General features: G+C 64.5%; 15 protein-coding genes. 11 read left to right on the forward strand and 4 right to left on the reverse strand.

What is annotated here, in order from left to right:
* Positions 1–7: 7 nt before the first annotated feature.
* The 4 genes from ilvN (at position 8) to MLE18_RS00615 (ending at position 2,644) form a co-directional block, all read left to right on the forward strand.
* On the forward strand, positions 8–487 hold the full coding sequence (gene ilvN, locus MLE18_RS00600; RefSeq protein WP_243366348.1) for an acetolactate synthase small subunit: 480 nt from the start codon (positions 8–10) through the stop codon (positions 485–487).
* A gap of 179 nt (positions 488–666) precedes the next feature.
* A complete protein-coding gene (gene ilvC, locus MLE18_RS00605) occupies positions 667–1,659 on the forward strand; it encodes a ketol-acid reductoisomerase (protein WP_243366350.1) in 993 nt (330 codons plus the stop codon).
* Positions 1,660–1,814: 155 nt separating this feature from the next.
* The gene (locus MLE18_RS00610) at positions 1,815–2,237 is read left to right on the forward strand and encodes a hypothetical protein (protein ID WP_243366351.1); all 423 of its coding nucleotides are present in this window, start codon (positions 1,815–1,817) and stop codon (positions 2,235–2,237) included.
* A complete protein-coding gene (locus MLE18_RS00615; RefSeq protein ID WP_243366353.1) occupies positions 2,234–2,644 on the forward strand; it encodes a bacteriohemerythrin in 411 nt (136 codons plus the stop codon). Before MLE18_RS00610 ends, MLE18_RS00615 begins: the two co-directional genes overlap by 4 nt.
* Positions 2,645–2,764: 120 nt before the next feature.
* On the opposite strand, the gene MLE18_RS00620 is transcribed toward MLE18_RS00615, so the two are convergent.
* From MLE18_RS00620 to MLE18_RS00635, 4 genes are read right to left on the reverse strand one after another with little or no spacing between them, the layout of a single operon-like run.
* Positions 2,765–4,234, reverse strand: coding sequence for a DUF1254 domain-containing protein (locus MLE18_RS00620; protein WP_243366355.1), 1,470 nt, complete (start codon positions 4,232–4,234; stop codon positions 2,765–2,767).
* Between the two features lie 43 nt (positions 4,235–4,277).
* Complete coding sequence (locus MLE18_RS00625; RefSeq protein WP_243366357.1) at positions 4,278–4,994, reverse strand: 4Fe-4S dicluster domain-containing protein; 717 nt, start codon at positions 4,992–4,994, stop codon at positions 4,278–4,280.
* Between the two features lie 10 nt (positions 4,995–5,004).
* Positions 5,005–8,019, reverse strand: coding sequence for a formate dehydrogenase-N subunit alpha (gene fdnG / locus MLE18_RS00630; RefSeq protein WP_243366359.1), 3,015 nt, complete (start codon positions 8,017–8,019; stop codon positions 5,005–5,007).
* Positions 8,020–8,030: 11 nt separating this feature from the next.
* The gene (locus tag MLE18_RS00635; RefSeq protein WP_243366361.1) at positions 8,031–9,797 is read right to left on the reverse strand and encodes a cytochrome c3 family protein; all 1,767 of its coding nucleotides are present in this window, start codon (positions 9,795–9,797) and stop codon (positions 8,031–8,033) included.
* A 394-nt stretch (positions 9,798–10,191) separates the two neighbouring features.
* Between MLE18_RS00635 and MLE18_RS00640 the strand changes: the two genes are divergently transcribed.
* From MLE18_RS00640 to MLE18_RS00670, 7 genes are all read left to right on the forward strand, one after another.
* Positions 10,192–10,479 (forward strand): c-type cytochrome, encoded by a 288-nt coding sequence (locus MLE18_RS00640; RefSeq protein ID WP_243366363.1) that lies wholly within the window; start codon positions 10,192–10,194, stop codon positions 10,477–10,479.
* Between the two features lie 5 nt (positions 10,480–10,484).
* A complete protein-coding gene (locus MLE18_RS00645) occupies positions 10,485–11,348 on the forward strand; it encodes an SCO family protein (protein ID WP_243366366.1) in 864 nt (287 codons plus the stop codon).
* Positions 11,349–11,414: 66 nt separating this feature from the next.
* Positions 11,415–13,037: a cytochrome c oxidase subunit I gene (gene ctaD / locus MLE18_RS00650; RefSeq protein WP_243366368.1), complete on the forward strand. Its 1,623-nt coding sequence runs from the start codon at positions 11,415–11,417 to the stop codon at positions 13,035–13,037.
* The gene (locus tag MLE18_RS00655; protein WP_243366370.1) at positions 13,030–13,626 is read left to right on the forward strand and encodes a cytochrome c oxidase subunit 3 family protein; all 597 of its coding nucleotides are present in this window, start codon (positions 13,030–13,032) and stop codon (positions 13,624–13,626) included. The genes ctaD and MLE18_RS00655 overlap by 8 nt, the downstream gene beginning before the upstream one ends.
* 15 nt (positions 13,627–13,641) lie before the next feature.
* On the forward strand, positions 13,642–13,941 hold the full coding sequence (locus tag MLE18_RS00660) for a cytochrome C oxidase subunit IV family protein (protein ID WP_243366372.1): 300 nt from the start codon (positions 13,642–13,644) through the stop codon (positions 13,939–13,941).
* Between the two features lie 7 nt (positions 13,942–13,948).
* On the forward strand, positions 13,949–15,202 hold the full coding sequence (coxB, locus tag MLE18_RS00665; protein WP_243366374.1) for a cytochrome c oxidase subunit II: 1,254 nt from the start codon (positions 13,949–13,951) through the stop codon (positions 15,200–15,202).
* Positions 15,199–16,035 carry a UbiA family prenyltransferase gene (locus MLE18_RS00670; protein WP_243366376.1) on the forward strand — a complete coding sequence of 279 codons (837 nt, stop codon included), beginning with the start codon at positions 15,199–15,201 and terminating at the stop codon, positions 16,033–16,035. Before coxB ends, MLE18_RS00670 begins: the two co-directional genes overlap by 4 nt.
* Positions 16,036–16,173: the final 138 nt, after the last annotated feature.

Genomic DNA, 16,173 nt, shown 5'->3' on the forward strand with positions numbered 1-16,173 from the left:
GGACGCCGTGCGCCACATTCTCTCTATCCTGGTGGAAAACGAACCCGGCGTCCTGTCCCGCGTGTCCGGCCTGTTCAGCGGCAGGGGCTTCAACATCGAAACCCTCAACGTGGCCCCCACCCTCGAGGACGGCGTCTCCATCATGACCATCACCACGGTGGGCGACGAGCAGATCATCGAACAGATCATCAAGCAGCTGCGCAAGCTGGTCACGGTGATCAAGGTGGTGGACCTGACCGAGGTCAAGAACGTCGAGCGGGAGATGATGCTGCTCAAGGTCTCCGCCGAGGACGGCAAGCGGGCCGAGATCCTGCGCATTGTGGACGTGTTCCGCTGCAAGGTGGTGGACGTGGGCTTCGACGAGCTCACCGTCGAGATCACCGGCACGCAGGACAAGCTCACCGCGCTCATCAACCTGATGCAGCGTTTCGGCATCAAGGAGATCGCCCGCACCGGCGCCGTGGCCATGCGGCGCAGCATGCAATAGCTTCTTCGCCCCGTCCCGGCCGTAGCTCCAGAGGGAGCGGCCGGGACGGGGCATCCGTTTCCATTCCGGTCACGGCAAACGCGTTTGCCTTGCCAGTTTTGCCTTTTTCGGCTATTTTTCCCCTTCTTATGCACATGCCTGCCATTCCCGCACAGTGATTTTGATAAGGAGCTCTTCCAATGAAAGTCTTTTATGATCAGGATGCCGATCTTTCCCTCCTCAAGGACAAGACCGTTGCCATCATCGGCTACGGCTCCCAGGGCCACGCCCACGCCCAGAACCTCCGTGACTCCGGCGTGAACGTGGTCATCGGCCAGCGTGAGGGCGGCCCCAACTGGAAGCTGGCCAAAGAGCACGGCTTCGAGCCCATGGACGCCGCTGCCGCCGCCGCCAAGGCCGACGTGATCATGATCCTGATCCAGGACCAGTACCAGGCCGATCTGTACAACAACTGCATCAAGCCCAACCTGAAGCCCGGCAAGGTGCTGGCTTTCGGCCACGGCTTCAACATCCACTTCAACCAGATCGTGCCCCCCGCCGACGTTGACGTGATCATGATCGCCCCCAAGGGCCCTGGCCACATGGTGCGCCGCGTGTACACCGAGGGCTCCGGCGTTCCCTGCATCGTCGCCGTGGAGCAGGACGCCTCCGGCAAGGCCTTCCAGATCGCGCTGGCCTACGCCAAGGGCGTCGGCGGCACCCGCTCCGGCGTGCTGCAGACCACCTTCCGCGAGGAGACCGAGACCGACCTCTTCGGCGAACAGGCCGTGCTGTGCGGCGGCGTCTCCGAGCTCATCAAGGCCGGCTTCGAGACCCTGGTCAACGCCGGGTACCAGCCCGAGATCGCCTACTTCGAGTGCCTGCACGAGCTCAAGCTCATTGTGGACCTGATCTACGAGGGCGGCCTTGCCAAGATGCGCTACTCCATCTCCGATACCGCCGAGTACGGCGACTACACCCGCGGCCCCCGCGTCATCACCGACGAGACCCGCAAGGAGATGGCCAAGATCCTCAAGGAAATCCAGATGGGCGAGTTCGCCAAGGACTTCATCCTGGAGAACCGCGCCGGCGGCAGGGCTCACTTCCTGGCCATGCGCCGTGTCAACGCCGAGCATCAGATCGAGCAGGTCGGCTCCAAGCTGCGCGGCATGATGAGCTGGCTGAAAAAATAAGCGGGCGCAGCCTGTTTTTTAGGGCCGTGGTTCTGGACGGAACCACGGCCTTTTCTTATTGATGACGAGCGGGGAGGCGCGTCTTGCGCCGCCCGCCGGTACTCCGCCCGTGGGGCGCAGCCGGATGTCTTTCGTAATGTCCTGAAGGTGCGCCCATGCCCATTCTCATTCGCCAAATGTTCCTTGTGACGGCTGCCCTTGTGGTGCTGGCCGCCCAGGCGCACGCCCAGCAGAAGCGTGACGGTCACTACTGGCGCTCCATCCCCGAAACCGAGAAGGTCGACATCATTCTCGGCTTCTACGACGGAATGGCCCTCTCCGAGGGGCTGATCCAGGTGGTCATCCGCGACAATTACACCATCTGCTCCGAGGTCATCGAGAGCATCATTGCCCAGACCGCCCGCTACATGGACAACCTGAGCACCATGGACGCCGCCACCGGGCTGGACAAATTCTACGACGACCCCGCCAACCGCAACATCCCCATCTCCTGGGGCATGTGGGTTGTGGCCCGCAAGGCCAAAGGCGACAAGAACCTCGCTCCTTTCATCAAGGAGCTCAGGAAGGCCCACAAATGATCGCAGCGATCGACATGACGGACCCGGCCCTGGTCATGGGCCACCCATCCATCGACGAACAGCACCGCGCACTGTTGGGCATGATCGAGGAGTTGGACGAACGCATGGGGCGCGGTGAATTCGGCCAGGGCGTTCTGGACGCCATCCAGGGGATGCTTGCCTACGCCGCCACCCACTTCGACGAAGAGGAAGGCCTCATGCGCGAGAGCGAGTGGCCGGATCTGTCGGTACACCGGGGCCTGCACGCTGAATTCATGCAGAAGACCGGCGGTTTCTTCGAGGACGCCGCCTCGGACAGCGAGTGGACGTCCCTGGACGTGTTGCGCTTCCTGCTGCACTGGCTGCTCAAGCACATCAAGATCGAGGACAGGCGCTTCTTCGACTGGCTGGCCGCCAGGAGCGCGTGACCGTTCAGGCTATTTCGAGCTGACCGACGGGTTGCTCCGCAGCCCTTTCCAATAATTTGAAACGCCAGGCATTCCCCCGCGGGGGAATGCCTGGCGTCCGATTTCAAGGCAGCCGCCGGGCTAACGCGTCACGGTGATCTTCGGGGGGCTCCACGTCCCCGAACCTGGCGGCAGGATCGAGGGCGGCGTCACCTTGGGCCAGTACAGGCGCATGACGAGGTAGATCGGGCCGTCGGGCGCGGGCAGCCAGTTGGCCTCCTTGGCCGCTCCGGGCGACTTGTTCTGGATGTAAATCGTCAGAGACCCATCCGGGTTCTTCTTCATCCCCGGCAGCATGGGCGAGTTGATCAGGTAGCGGTCGATGGGGTTCTTGATCAACAGCTGCGTCTTGCCGTCGTAGATCGTGACCGACCAGAAGGCGTCGACCGGCGGCAGCTGCCCGGCGGGGAAGGTGAGGGCGTAGTCGTGCTTGGATCCGTCCAGTGGGTCGCCGCCCACGAGGGCCTTTGTCATCGGGTAGACGGCCTCGGCCGCGTCGTTGCCGTAGATGCCGGCCTTGGCTGCTGCGGCGCGCATCAACCAATTGCCGTTGTAGAAGGCCCGGTCGCCGAACACCGAGGCCACGTTCCAACCGTTCACATGCTTCCCGGCGGTTTCCACCGCCTTGGCGACCTTCTCCTCGCCGTCCTTCATGCCGAGCAGCACGGCGGCCTTGTGCTCCGCGGAGAGGTTCTTGAAGTCGAAGGTCTTGCCCGGTCCGACGCCGATGCGCGCCAGCTTGGCCCGGATCGCCTGCTCCTCCGGCCCGGCCGGGGCGAACTGCAGGGCGAAGTCGAGATACTCGAAGAAGCCGGTCTTGACCTTCTCATTGTCGATGGGCGGGAAATCCGGCGCAGGGGGGGCGGGGGGAGCCGGGCGGCCGAGGAAGGCCGAGAGCGGCCGTGCCTTGTAGCCTGACTGCACCTTGACCACGCCTGGCATGTCCTTGGGGTTGAAGAGCTGGGTGCGGAAGATGGCCGAGGAGAACTCCGTGGTGGACTTGAACACCTTCTTGATCCCGGGCGGGGTTTCGCCCTTCCAGTTGGGCCCCACAACCATGTAGTCGCCCGCGTCGTTGCCTGTGGCGCGGCTGCCGATGTAGCCGTAGTTGAAGGTGTTGCCGTCGCAGAGCATCACCGAGTAGTATCGACGCTTCTCGACCTTGGGCACGCTCAGCACCATGGGCTCGGCGCGCAGGTCGAGCCAGAGCATGGAGTAGGGCGTGTCGCTGTTGGGAGTGATGACGGTCGTGTCCTTGTAGGTGAAGACGCGGGCCTCGTTGCTGATCTGGTTGAAGGGGGCCTTGAACTGGCCAGAATTGCGGTCGACGGAGAACTCGTACATCACAGCGTAGTTCATAACGATGGGCAGGCCGTAGATGAACCCTTCCTCCGCGATGGCCCTGGTCTCGGTAAAGTCCGGCCTGTTCTTCTCATCCTTTTCCGCCCGGGAGATGCTGTCCTTCTTGTTCGCGCATCCCGCCATAAATGCGATGGCCAAGGCCAGGGCCACAATGCCGACAAGCGGCGTCCGGCGACAAGTCTTTACCATGGAGAACTCACCTTTGGGTTTGATACGACGTTGAAAACGCTGCTTATGCCTGCCTTACGAGTTTCCCCAGCAGTTCCCGGCGCGAGAGAACCTTGGGCTCACCAGGGCGCGCGGCCATCATGTGCGCGTAGTAGAGGCTGGGATGCACCTCGGCCAGGAATATTACCCGCACGTCGGAAACATCCACCAGCATGGCGTGCGGGCGCTTGCGCTTGACCTGCTCCAGACGTTTGGCCGCCAGGGCGAGCATGTCCTGGCGTTCGCCGAAGTGCATGGTGTTGGTCGGGCAGGTCTTCACGCAGGCGGGGAGCATCCCGTTGGAAACCCTGTCGATGCACATGTTGCATTTGGTGAGGGCGCCGGTCTCCGGGTTGGGACGGGGAATGTCGTAGGGGCAGGCGTTGCGGATCTCCGTGGCGTCCAGCTTTTTGGTGCGCTCGGTGTAGAGCACAGCGCCGGTGGCAGGGTCCTGGATGATGGCCTCGGGGTCGTACATGTCCGCCACCATCTTGCAGGGCGGCTGGAGGCAGTGGCGGCACTGCTCCGGGAAGAAGAGCCAGCGCAGCGCGCCGTCCACCACGACCTCGCTGAAGCGGACCAGCTTGAAGGTGGAGGAGGAGAGGTCCGGCGGATTCTGGTAGCCCCCGGTCTGGACAGTCTCAACAACCTTCTGGTTCTTCCACTGTTTGCAGGCCACCTGGCAGCCCCGGCAAGCGGTGCAGCGGGTCTGGTCTATGAAGAAGGATTTGCCCGTGGTCATGGCTGCACCTCTATGCCTTGCGGACGTTGACCATGAAGGCCTTGGTTTCCGGGATGCCCGTGTTGGGGTCGCCAACGGATGGGCTGAGCAGGTTGGCCGAATCCGCACCGCCCGCATTGGGTTGCATCCAGCCGAACTGCCAGGGGATGCCCACCAGGTGCACGGTCCTGCCCATGACGGTCATGGGCTGGAGGCGCTGGGTGACGATGGCCGTCACCGTCACCGCGCCGCGCACGGATTCCAGCGTGGCCTTGTCCCCGTTCTGGATCCCGAGCTGGCGCGCCAGCTGCATGCTCAGCTCGCAAAAGCCCTGGGGCTGGCATTCGCGCAGCCATCCAGTCTGCCGGGTCATGGTGCCGGACTGCCACTGCTCGGTGACGCGGTACGTGGTGCACACGTAGGGGTATCTGGGGTCCTCGACAGCTTTGGGCTCGTGCGCGAACGCAAGGGCAGTGGGGTTGGAGCGGATCGGGGAGAAAGGCTGCACCGTGAGCGGGCTCTCCATGGGTTCGTAGTGCTCGGGGAAGGGGCCGTCCACCCGGCTCGACCCGAACAGGTGCCCACAGCCGTCCGGGAGCATGATGAAGGGGTACTTCTCCCCGGGCTTCATGCCGCCGTCGGGCACGTCGCCCACCCACTTGCCGTCCTGCCAGGCGATGACGGGTCGGGCGGGGTTTGTGGGGTTGCCGGCATTGTCCGTGGAGGCCCGGTTGTAGAGGATGCGCCTGTTGGCCGGCCAGGCGTATGCCCAGTTGGGGAAGAGGCCCAGGGCCTCCTGGATGGAATCCTGCTTGCGGTCGCGCCGGGCCATCATGTTCCCGGCATCCGTGTAGGAGCCGGAGAAGATCCAGCAGCCGCAGCAGGTGGAGCCGTCGTCGGCCAGAGCCGCGAATCCCGGCACCTGCTGTCCGGCCTTGAAGCTCTGGACGCCCACCGTGGCGTCCTTCAGGAAGGTGCCGTTGAGCCGCTTGGCTACCTTGGCCGCGTCGTAGGCGCCGCCGGTTTCATAGTCCACGTGGAGCCCGGCGATGGGTCCGGTGAACGCGCCGCCCTCCTTGGCGTAGAGCTCCCGGATGTGCTTCCACAGCCCCAGGAGGATGTCCCCGTCCGTGCGGGACTGGCCCATGGGGGCAGCGTTTCGGTGACGCCACTGGAGCCAGCGCCCCGAATTGACGACCGCGCCTTCCTTCTCCACGCTGATGCAGGCCGGGAGCAGGAAAACCTCGGTCTTGATCTTCTTGGGGTCCACGCCCGGGCCGCGCCAGAAGTTGGAGCTCTCGTTGTGGAAGAGGTTGACGTTGACCATGAAGTCCAGCGTCTCGAAGGCCTTGCGCGTCTTGCCCGCGTTGGCGCTGCCCCCGGCGGGGTTCTGGCCCCAGACGAACAGGCCCTTGAAGCCGCCCTGCGACATGCGCTCGAAGATGGAGAGCCAGGAGTAGTCCACGATCCTTACGTCGTCGACCTTGGGCAGCCATGCGTAGGCGGTCTCCAGATCAGGCTCCGGGTAGACGGACTTGAGGTAGGAGGCCATGTATTTCGGATAGTTGGACCACCAGTTCAGGCTCATGGGGTCCTTGCTGACCGGGGTGGCCCCCTTTAGGTATTCGGCCAGGGTGGTCCAGGACGCCTTGGGGACGGCCAGATAACCCGGAAGGTTGTCGCAGATCAGGGCGATGTCCGTGGTGCCCTGCACGTTGGACTCGCCGCGCAGGGCGTTCACCCCGCCCCCGGCCACGCCGATGTTGCCCAGCAGCAGCTGGATCATGCCCAGGGCCCGGATGTTCTGCACGCCCACCGTGTGCTGGCACTGGCCCATGGCGTAGAGGATGGTCCCGGCCTTGTCCGGCTTGCCCGTGGCCGCGAACGTGCTCCAGACCTGTTCGAGCTTCTCCTTGGGGATGCCCGTGACGGAGGAGACCGTGTCGATGTCGTAGCGGGCGTAGTGGCCCTTGAGCAGCTGCATCACGCAGCGCGGGTGGGCCAGGGCCGGGTCCTTCCTGGGCACGCCGTTCTCGTCGGTCTCGTAGGCCCAGCTGGACTTGTCGTAGGCGGTCTTGGCCGGGTCCCAGCCGGAGAAGAGGCCGTCCTTGAAGGAGAACCCCTCGCTCACGATGAAGGGGGCGTTGGTGTATTCAGCCACATAGGGCTGCTGGAAGAGGTTGTTTTCCAGGATGTACTTCATCATCCCGCCGAAGAAGGCGATGTCCGTGCCGGAGCGGATGAAGGAGTGGATATCGGCCTTGGCGGAGGTGCGGGTGAAGCGCGGATCCACATGGATGAGCGTGGCTCCGTTCTCCATTGCGCGGGTCACCCACTTGAAGGATATGGGGTGGTTCTCGGCGGCGTTGCTGCCCATGATCAGCAGGACGTCGGCGTTCTTGAGGTCGATCCAGTGGTTGGTCATGGCCCCGCGCCCGAAGCATTCGGCCAGGGCTCCCACGGTGGAGCTGTGGCAGATGCGGGCGTGGCTGTCGATGTAGACAAGGCCCAGGGCGCGCAGCATGGCCTGGAGCAGCCAGCCCTCCTCGTTGTCGATGGCGGCAGAACCCACTGAGGCCAGGGCTCGTGTGCGGTTCAGGGGCTGGCCCTTGGCGCTTACGGGCTCGAAGCTGGCGTCGCGGACGTCCTTGACCTTGCGGGCGATGCGGGCCAGCGCCCAGTCCCAGGGCTTCTCCTCCCACTTGTCGGAGTAGGGCGCGCGGTAGAGCACGCTGGTGACCCGGGGGCTCTGCTCGGTGGTCTCGAAAATGGAGGAGCCCTTTGGGCAGAGGGTGCCTTCGTTGATGGGGTGGTCGGGGTCGCCCTCGATGTTCACCGTCCTGCCGGTGGCCGGGTTGGTGTGCACCAGCAGGCCGCAGCCCACCGCGCAGTAGCAGCAGACGGACGTGCCCACCTTGGTGTCGGCGGTTTTCAGGGCATAGGCAAAGGCCCTGGCGGGGGTCAGGTCGAACCCGAGGCCGCCGAAGGCCGCCGCGGTCGCCGTGGCCGATGCCGCCTTGAGGAAGTCGCGTCGCTTCAAGCTCATGCAAATGCTCCTTAGCGCTCGGTGTGGCAGCCGGCGCAGTCCACCGGGCCGTGGGGCTTGTCCTGCTTCTTCGCGGCCTGGTGGCAGCCCATGCAGCTCATCCCCGGGCCGTGGAAGGGGCTGCGATAGAAGAGCGGGTCATCGCTGGAGGCGTCGACCCTGTCATGGCAGCCGGAAGCGGTGCAGCGCATGTTCCCGTCGTCGGCGTAGCCGGTGTGGTGGCAGGTCTTGCAGGCCAGCTCGCCGTGGGCCTTATGGGGGATGAGCACCCTGGCCTTGGTGGGCTTCACCGTGTCCGGCAGGCTGATGCGCGTGCCGGTTTTGGGAGGTATGGGGTGATGCACCGAGGTGGCGGGGTTCATGGGCACGACATGGCACGCGGAGCAGTGCCCGAGAGAGCCCAGGGGGGCAGAGACTCCCTGGTACTGCATGGGGGCGATGTCGTCCCTGTCGCGGCCGTAGGGGTTGTCGGAAGGATAGAGGGCGTGCGCCGGGCCGTGGCATGCCGCGCAGGCCAGCCCGCCCATGGCGTCCTTGCGCGTAGAGTAGGCCGGGTCGTCCGGTGCCGTCCACTTGCCCACAGCGGAAGATGAGGAGGCCAGCGGGCGGGACTTGAAATCGTGGCAGCCCTTGCAGTCGGGCTGCTGCACGTGGGCGGCCCGGGGGGGCACACCCTGGGCCCGGCCGGGGATGGCCGACAGCAGCCTGGCGGCGGTCTTCTTGTTCGCCTCGGCCTCGAAGGCCAGCAGCGCGGCGGCGTGGTTTTCCATAGTGCCGTGGCAGCGGGTGCAGTTTACGCCCCTGGCCTGGTGCTGGTCCCTGGCGATCCTGCTCGCGGCCCCCTGCGGGTGACAGTTGGCGCAGGCAGCCGCGCCCATGCCGGTCAGCCTGGAGGCGTGGAAACCGTGCATGGAGGCGGAGAGGGACATGGTGCCGGTCCTGAGGGCGTCGTCATGGCAGGAGGCGCAGGCCCGGGGCCTGCCCGCCTTCGCCTCCGCCAGCAGCTTGGTGCCGCTGCGCTTGTCGTGGGCGGTGAGGATGGCCGTTGCGGTCTCCGGTGAGATTCCCGGCCGGGAGGAAGCCCCGCCGTGGCAGTTGGCGCAGCCGATCTCCGTGCTGACGGGCAGCTCGGCCTTGGTGACCGCCAGGACGTCGCCGCTGGCGGCGTCCCGGGCCTCCACGCGCACCAACGGGTAGGGCATGTAGGAGCCGTCCGCCGCGTAGGGGGTCACCGGCAATTGTTCGGCCACGAACCCACCGTTCAGGGCGCGCATTTCACCGCGAACCGAATTGCCGGTCGGCCCCGTGTCGCGGGGCAGTTCTGTTCCTCTCAATGACCGGGAGAATTCGTAGTAGCGGGTCACGGTCGACGGCTCGGCCATCCCCTCGATGGAGTAGGACAGAACTACCCCGTCCGTGACCTGCTGAGGGTTCTCGCCCCGTTTGACCAGCTCCGCGCGCAGGGTGGCGAAGGGCGCAAAGAGGCTGAACAGGGCGTCGCAGTCGCTCACCTGACGCAGGGAGGATTCGCTCCAGGCGCTCAGGACATAGGGCGAACCGGCGGGATCAAAGGGGGGAATGCCGGTGGGCAGGCCCAGCCCGGGATCGGGTGGTTTCACGATGAGTGCGGGTGCGGGTTGGTTCTTCTGGGTCGACGCTGACGGTTTCGACAGCGGTTCCGGCTTGTTCTGTGCGGCTGAGGCCGGAGGAGCCAGCACGTACACGGCTACAGCGAGCGCCGCGCCGAACATGCGCAGGGGGTATCTTCGGAGCGCCATCGGCACCTCGATGCTGAGGGTTGACCGCAAGCAGCCCGCCCAGGGGACATCCCCACTGTTCTAACGGCGTAACACGTCCTGCGGGAACGTCAGGCCCGGGAAAACAGGGCCTATTTTGTTCACTTACTCCCGGCCGGGGAAAGAATGCAAGTGTGAACACGCGTCGGTACGCTTGTGTTTCATACCGGAGGAGGGAGGTTGGAAGGAACCTTGGAATCCAGAGCCAGGAGTATGTTTGTTCAATCTGGCATGGCAAATGATCGCGCCGGTAAGGGCCGCCGAAATCGGAACGTCAGGATGGCAAACGAAACCGTGTGTTTTTTTCCATGTTGTCAGCCTTTAGCGAATGCGGTTAATGAACGGTGTGTTTACGATTCAATAGGAGGGTAACTACATGAAACGTTTTCTGCTGGTTTCGAGCATTTGCCTCACACTGGCTTTCGGTTTTGCGGTCTCAGGCTTCACGGCGGACGGGCAGGAACTCTACCGCAAGTGCGCGGGCTGCCACGGCGCGGACGGCGGCAAGTTCAAGAGCAAGGCCGAGGCCGACATCCTTGCGGCCCTCAACGGCTACAGGGAGAAAACCTTCGGGGGAGACAAGAAGGCAATCATGGAGAGCATCGCCAAGAACCTGTCCCCCGAGGACATCCAGACCCTGGCCAAGTACATCTCCACCTTGTAGGACCGATGTACTCCGGCTTGACGACTCCCGGCCCAAGAGGCCTCGCCGGACGGGCGGGCCTGCCTTTCCTGGCGGCCGTGCTCCTTCTGGCGGGGCTGATGCTTTCGGCCCGGCCCAGCCCGGCCCACCAGGATGAGGCGGCGGATCACCAACACGACGGGGGGGGCGCCGCGCTCCCCTCGGCCGTTGGCGTCCAGGAGAAGCTGGGGCAGACCATCCCGGACGATATCGTCATGCGCGACGAAACCGGCCGCGAGGTGAACGTCAAGGAACTGCTGAAGACGCCCACCATCCTGGTCCCGGTCTATTATTCCTGCCCCAACGACTGCAACCTCCTGCTGGGCAGTCTGGCCCAGGTGCTTCCCCTGGTCTCGCTGGAGCCCGGCAAGGACTTTCAGGTTGTTTCGGTCAGCTTCGACGAGCACGACACGCCCCAGGTCGCGGCCAGGCGCAAGAATGATTTCATCACCGCCATGGGCGATCGCTTCCCGGCCCGGTACTGGACCTTCCTCACCGGCGACAAGGCCAACATCCGCAGGCTCACGGACGCCGTGGGCTTCGGTTTCCAGCGCGACGGCAAGGCCTTCAAGCATCCGGTGGTGCTGGTGGCGCTGTCGCCTTCGGGCAAGGTGGTGCGCTATCTCTACGGGGTGACCCCCCTGCCGTTCGACATCACCATGGCCGCCACGGAGGCCGCCCGCGAAACTGTTGGGCTTTCGGTGCGGCGGGCCATCGCCATGTGCTACACATATGACCCGCAAGGCCGCCAATACGTCTTCGACCTGATGAAGGTCTCAGGGGCGGGCATTTTGGCGGCAATGGCGCTTTTCGGGGTTTTCCTGTATTTCGGCGGCCGGAAGAAGAAGTAGCGCGAGTCTCCGCCCCCATGCGCGCGTCGTCGGGCGCGTGAGGGCGTCATTTGTTTTGGGGGGTTCATGGATCACGGCAACGTCGACGGCCTCGGCTTCCTCGCCAGCGCCCCGGGCAGAGGAGGGCTCCTCTCCTGGATAGGGAGCACGGATCACAAGCGCATCGGCCTGCTCTACATGGGCTGCATTGTGTTCATGTTCTTCTGCGGGTCAATCCTGGGCATGATCCTGCGCCTCAAGCTCATGACGCCGGGCAGCACCCTGGTGGGGCCGCAGACCTACAACGCCATGTTCACGCTCCACGGCGTGATCATGATCTTCCTGGTGGTCATCCCGAGCATCCCTGCCTCCTTGGGCAACATCCTGCTCCCTCTGCAGATCGGCGCGGAGGACGTGTCCTTTCCCAGGCTGAACCTGTTCTCCTGGTGGCTCTACGTGCTGGGCGCGGTGCTCGCGCTGGTCTCCATATTCACCGGCACGGGAGCGCCCGACACGGGCTGGACGTTCTACGTGCCTTTCAGCGAGCGGACCACCACCAACGTCTCCATGGCCGTGACCGCCGTGACCATCCTGGGCTTCTCCTCCATCCTCACGGGGCTGAACTTCGTCACGACTATTCACCGCCTGCGCGCTCCGGGCATGACCTGGACGCGCCTGCCGCTGTTCGTCTGGTCCTTGTACGCCACGGCCTGGATCCAGGTGCTGGCCACGCCGATCCTGGGCATCACCCTCGCGCTGGTGTTCGCCGAGCGAGTGCTGCACCTGGGCCTGTTCGACCCCGGGCGAGGCGGCGACCCGCTGCTCTACCAGCACCTGTTCTGGATCTATTCGCACCCGGCGGTCTACATCATGGTGCTGCCGGCCATGGGCGTGATCTCCGACATCATCCCGGTGTTCGCCCGCAAGAACATCTTCGGCTACAAGATGATCGCCTTCTCAAGCCTTGCCATCGCCTTCGCCGGTTCGCTGGTCTGGGCGCATCACATGTTCACCAGCGGCATGAGCGACACGGCGGTGCTGGTGTTCTCCTTCCTGACGTTCATCGTGGCCATCCCCTCGGCCATCAAGGTGTTCAACTGGGTCTCCACGCTCTACAAGGGCTCCATCAGCGTGGATCCCCCGCTGCTGTTCTCGCTGGGGTTCATCTTCATGTTCTCGGTGGGCGGCCTCACCGGGCTGGTTCAGGGCTCCGCGGGCACGGACATCCACGTGCATGACACCTATTTCATCGTGGGCCACTTCCATTACGTCATTTTCGGCGGGACGGGCCTGGGGCTTTTCGCGGCGCTGCACTTCTGGCTGCCCAAGATATTCGGCAGGATGTACGACAAGACGGTGGCCAAGCTCTCCTTCTGGATCATCCTGGCGGGCATGAACCTGCTGTACTTCCCCATGTTCATCCTCGGGCTGGAGGGCCTGCCCAGGCGGTATTACGACTACCTGCCCAAGTACGCCCACGGGCAGATGCTCTCGACGGTCGGCTCCTGGATACTGGCCGTGGGGCTGGTCATGATGTTCGCCAATCTGTACCGGGGCATCCGGCGCGGCCCCCTGGCCGGGGACAACCCCTGGGGCGCGGCCACGCTGGAGTGGACAACATCGTCCCCGCCGCCCGCTGACAATTTCGCTACGGAGCCCGTTGTGACGCGCGGCCCCTACGACTTCCGCGGAGTTGCGCGCCGTGACTGAGCACCGCGACTACGCCGGGGGCAAGCTCGGCATGTGGTTATTCCTGTTCACGGAGATACTGCTCTTCGGGGGGCTGTTCCTGCTCTACGCGGCCTACCTGCACCGCTATCCGGCGGACTTCAACGCCGGGGGCAAGCAGCTCGACGTGGTTCTCGGCGCGGCCAACACGGTGATACTCATCACCTCCAGCTTCACCGTCGCCGCCTCCATCACGGCCCTGCGGCTGGGGGAGACCACGCGCTGCCTGTGGCTGCTGGCCGCCACCGTGGCCCTGGCCCTGGGCTTCCTGGTGAACAAATTCTTCGAATGGAGCGCCAAGTTCGGCCACGGAATCTATCCCGGTTCAGAGCATCTGATGCGGTTGCCCCCCGGCGAGAACCTCTTCTTCGGGCTCTATTACGCCATGACCGGCCTGCACGGGCTGCACGTGCTCATCGGGGCCACGCTGCTTACCGTCACCGCGGCGCTGGTGCGCAGGGGCAGAGTGACACAGGGGAACTTCGGGCTGCTGGAAAACGCCGGGCTGTATTGGCATCTGGTGGACCTGGTCTGGATATTCCTGTTCCCCCTTTTCTACCTCATTGCCTAGGCAAAGGCGGCTCCCATGTCCGACGCACAAAACGATGCCGGGTCGCACCCGCTGAGCTACCGCTTCCTGGCGGGCATCTGGGCCGCGCTGCTGGCGCTCACGGCCCTGACCATATCCGTGGCCCGGGTCGATCTGGGCTTTTTCAATGTCGTGGTGGCGCTGGGCATCGCCAGCCTCAAATCGGCCCTGGTCATATTCTTCTTCATGCACCTCAAGTACGAGAACAGGACGATCAAAACCATGGTGCTGGTGGCGTTCGTGGTGCTGGCGATCTGCATCGGGCTCACGTTCTCCGACGTGGGCTTCAGGCGGTGAGGGGGCTATGAACCAGGCCTACGATGCGGTAGCCGGTGTGGACCGGACCTTCCTGATCATCTTCGTCACAGCGGCGGCGCTCCTGGTGATCGTCACGCTCACCATGATCTTCTTCGTGGTGCGCTACGACCGCAAGCGCAACCCCGTGCCCAGCGACATCGACGGCAACCTCTGGGCTGAAATCGCCTGGACGGTCATCCCCACGCTCATCGTGCTGGGGCTGTTCCACTACGGCTGGACCAGCTACCAGGGGCTGCGCACCGTGCCGCCGGACGCCATGGAGGTGTCCGTGACAGCCAGGATGTGGTCCTGGAACTTCGCCTACGAGGGGGGACGCCGCAGCGACGTGCTGGTTGTGCCCGTGGGCCGGGCCGTGAAGCTTAACGTAACCTCCAAGGACGTGATCCACGGCGTCTTTGTGCCCGCGTTCCGCATCAAGGTGGACGCCGTTCCCGGCATGACCACCCATGCCTGGTTCCGCGCGGACAAGCCCGGCGAGCACGACCTGTTCTGTTCGGTGTACTGCGGTCTCAAGCACGCGGATATGCACACCACGGTGCGCGCCGTTTCCGAAGAGGAATTCAAGAAGTGGCTGGAGGAGGTCCCGGCCGAGGGCGCACACCCGGGCAAGGCGCTGCTTGAGCGCTACGGCTGCCTGGGCTGTCACACCCTGGACGGAAGCGAGTCCGTAGGACCCACTCTCAAGGACATCGCCGGGAGCAAGGTGGTGCTGATCACGCCCAAGGGCGTGGAACGCACCGTCACGGTGGATGCCGCCTACCTGAAGGAGGCCATCGCCGGAAAGAAGGAGGCCACGATGAAGGGCTACGATCCGTTGATGCCCAGCTTCTCGGGCCAGATCCCGGACGCTGACATCGATCAGATGGTGGATTTCCTGCTCAAGGGCGAGAAGGCCGCGCTTCCGGACGGCAAGGCGGTCGCTGAAAGCCAGGGCTGCACGGGCTGCCACTCCACGGACGGCTCCGTCCTGGTCGGCCCGAGCTTCAAGGGGCTGATGGGCTCCGTGACCCGCGTGACCGTGGACGGTACCGAGAAGGACGAGGTCGTGAACAGGGCCTTCGTGCTGGAGGTGCTGTCCCATCCTGATAAGCACAGGGTCAAAGGCTTCGACCCGATCATGCCCGCCTACCCGCAACTGACCGAGCAGGAGAAGCAAGCGCTGCTTCTCTACCTGGAGTCGATGGGAACCGGCGGAGGGCAGGGGCATCAGGACCAGCACCCCCACGAGGGGCACAAGTGATTCGCGATCTTCCGGCCTTGGTCCGGCCGAGGCTGTGCTTCCTGGCCGTCGTGGCCGCTCTGGCGGGCTATGTCTGCTTCAAACCAGTTGCCGACTCAGGCCTGGCCTGCGCGCTTGCCGGCGCGCTGCTGCTGGCGGCGGGCAGCGGTGCGCTCAACCAACTCCAGGAGCGCGCCACGGACAGGCTCATGGCCCGCACGGCCTCCCGCCCGCTGGCCTCCGGCAGGCTCGGCGTGCCTCAAGCGCTGGTCTTCATTGTTACAAGTCTCTGCTTGTCCCTGGCCCTCCTTGCCCAAACCGATATCAGCGCCGTTGCGGTGTGGGCAGTGGTGCTGCTGGTCTACAACGGCCTGTACACGCCGCTCAAACGCCGGACACCCTTCGCCATCCTGGCCGGAGGCATCGCCGGAGCCATGCCGCCGCTGCTGGGCTGGTGCGCGGCCGGAGGCGAGCCTTCCGATTGCCGCGCGCTGGCGCTCTCAGGGATGCTTTACCTTTGGCAGGTCCCTCATTTCTGGATGCTGGTGCGGCGCCACGAGGGCGAATACAGGGCCGCCGGGCTGCCCGTCTTCGCAGGACGCCTCTGGGGCCGCTCCGGCTTCGTCGTCTCCATCTGGCTGGCGTGCTACGGGCTGAGCGTCCTGCTGCTGCCCGCTCTTGGCCTTGTCTCCACGCGCTGGCTCGGGTTCGTGCTGGTGGGGGTCGGGGCCAGCGTCATGTCTGTGGGCCTGCTCGGCGGCTTCCGTGGCCCCAGTGGATTCCAGGCCTTGAATGCCTCCCTGCTGTTTCTGCTTTGTACGCTTATCGTTGATGCAGCAAGCCGCGCCGTCTAGGCCATCCCCCGATAACAACTCCAATATTTTATTGTTGTTGCCTTTGCGCCGGGCGTAGAATAACACCTCCTGTATCGTTTGCTTAAAGTTCGACCTGTTCGACTTTTGCTTTTTGACGCATTTAAGAATTAATATGAC

Source organism: Fundidesulfovibrio soli, assembly GCF_022808695.1.
Taxonomy (GTDB): Bacteria; Desulfobacterota; Desulfovibrionia; order Desulfovibrionales; family Desulfovibrionaceae; genus Fundidesulfovibrio; species Fundidesulfovibrio soli.